This is a genomic window from Leyella stercorea DSM 18206 (assembly GCF_000235885.1).
Lineage (GTDB): Bacteria > Bacteroidota > Bacteroidia > Bacteroidales > Bacteroidaceae > Prevotella > Prevotella stercorea.
Genome location: NZ_JH379433.1, coordinates 1 through 2,210 on the forward strand (window position 1 = coordinate 1; position 2,210 = coordinate 2,210).

The window sequence follows — 2,210 nt, forward strand, 5'->3', positions numbered from 1 at the left end:
AGGGTTATGCCCTAAATTGAGTACTAACAACATCTCAATATGTAGGCCTTGTAAAAGTGCCTATACAAATGGCTATGCCCTAAATTGAGTATTAACGTACTAACTTAAAAGTACTATGAAACGTATTTATGTTTGAGGAGAGTTTTTTATTACAATTTTTAGGGATAAAGTATATTTGTCAAACCTATATACAAATCATTTTGTAAACTCAATGCATTACAATATAGTTATAGTATCCAATGAAGGATATATACAACATGCAGCAGTGATGCTTACCTCGCTGTTTTGTACCAACAAGGATAAGCATTTCATTGTTTATCTCTTGACCGATGGAATAACGAAGGAAACTATGAGTAAGTTGCAAACCGTGTGTGTCACTCATGGAGCAGAACTAAAGGTAATCACATGTGGCATAGATAACCTTGGCGATTTCCCTGTAGGTCAATGGAATCCCATTATGTATTTCAAGTTGCTGATACCACAGCTATTACCAGCAACAGAGAAACGGTGTCTCTTCCTTGATGTCGATATGATAGTATACGATGACATAACATCGTTGTACCATTGGAATCTACAAGACAAGGTTATAGCGGCAGCCGAGGACATGCCCGATTGCATAACCTTCAAGCCACGGTTAGGACTCAAAGACACCGATTTTTGTATCAACTCTGGTGTTATGGTTTGTGATTTGGAGAAATGGAGATTAATGGAGCAGGAACAGCCAATTATGGCCTATGCTACAAATATTATTTCCATAATAGTTAACGAGCAAGATGTATTAGCTTGTTATTTCAAAGATAAAATAGCGCTTCTGCCTATTCGCTGGAACATGACAACTTTCTATTTTAATCGTAAGCCAAAGATTTTCTCAAAGTATTTGCCAGAATTAGAGGCTGCAAAACGATTCCCTGGAATTATTCATTTCGCAGCACCAATCAAACCTTGGTTTAAGGATTGTCAGCATCCCTATCGCAAACTCTACAAGAAATATCTTATGCTTACCCCTTGGAAAAAGTATCATTTCCCGATATTTGAACAGTTAAGTTGGTGGGGTAGGATAAAGAAAACAATCCGTAACTGGTTAAATCGTATAGGAATCATACGAGACGGAATATTTACGCCACCTATATTGTCATAAATTGCTAATATAGATCAAGTTAAGATATAATTGTATTAATGAAAAGATAACGGTAACAAGGCTCATATTTCTTTTTATTATGAGGATTAGAGTATTATGTAGTAAATGATATTTAAAACGATGAAAGTATCAATAATATTACCAGTTTATAATGCAATACAAACAATAAATCGCATGCTTGAAAGTCTAAGAGTTCAGACACTCACAGACTTTGAGGTATTGATGATTGACGATGGTAGTACTGATGGTTCTGGCACTATCTTGGATGAATACGCTAAGAAAGATATTCGATTTCAGGTTGTTCATAAACAAAACGGTGGTGTAAGTGCAGCTCGTCAAATTGGTATAGAGTTGGCTAAAGGAGAGTATGTTATTCATGCGGATAGTGACGATTGGGTCGACCAAACTATGTTGGAAGAATTGTATGCAAAAGCAGAAAATGACGATGCAGATGTTGTGATATGTGATTTTTTCAGTAACACAGACACAGAACAAACACTTTGTAAGCAACAGCCATCGAAATTAAAAGCCGAATCAGTTCTTCGAGAATTGTTCCAACAGCTGCATGGCAGCTGTTGGAACAAGCTCGTAAGACGAGCTTGTTACAACAAGTATAATGTGAGATTTCCAAAAGGCATTAACCATTGTGAGGATTTGTTGTTTTGGGCACAGCTTTTGCAACATACTGATGTGAAAGTTTCATATCTTCCAAAAGCATTTTACCATTATTATGTTAATTCTAATTCAATTACTCGCCATTTTACCCGTTCCACGTATGAAATGCGGTTGAAATATCTCGACAAACTCTATGAAATACTAGGCTTAGAACATGAAGATATTAAACGGCAAGCAGCTTTTAGCGTGTTTACAGAAGCTGTAATGTTTAATGTGTTAACGCGTACAGAAGCTTTGGCAGGATTGTCTGCTTTCCGTAGTAATATATTTAAACTTAATAGCATTAAATGGAAAATAGGTTTTCTATTCTTATGGTTAAGGCAGGGGTGGATTGCGAGTAAATTAGTTCATTATTAGCATATAAATACCTGTTGGCGGAATTAAAAAACCGCCTGAA

At 36.1% G+C, this 2,210-nt stretch carries 2 protein-coding genes; both read left to right on the plus strand.

The genetic code is table 11. From position 1 onward, the window contains the following. Positions 1-211 precede the first annotated feature (211 nt). Positions 212-1,138, plus strand: a complete 927-nt coding sequence (locus HMPREF0673_RS06990; RefSeq protein WP_007900039.1) for a glycosyltransferase family 8 protein — start codon at positions 212-214, stop codon at positions 1,136-1,138. 120 nt (positions 1,139-1,258) lie between these two features. Continuing rightward, on the plus strand, positions 1,259-2,170 hold the full coding sequence (locus tag HMPREF0673_RS06995) for a glycosyltransferase family 2 protein (RefSeq protein ID WP_172633645.1): 912 nt from the start codon (positions 1,259-1,261) through the stop codon (positions 2,168-2,170). The last annotated feature ends 40 nt before the right edge of the window (positions 2,171-2,210 follow it).

Excerpts from the sequence above, each read along its gene's own strand:
- HMPREF0673_RS06995 (WP_172633645.1), top strand. The coding sequence starts at position 1,259 with ATGAAAGTATCAATAATATTACCAGTTTATAATGCAATACAAACAATA.
- HMPREF0673_RS06990 (WP_007900039.1), top strand. The coding sequence starts at position 212 with ATGCATTACAATATAGTTATAGTATCCAATGAAGGATATATACAACAT.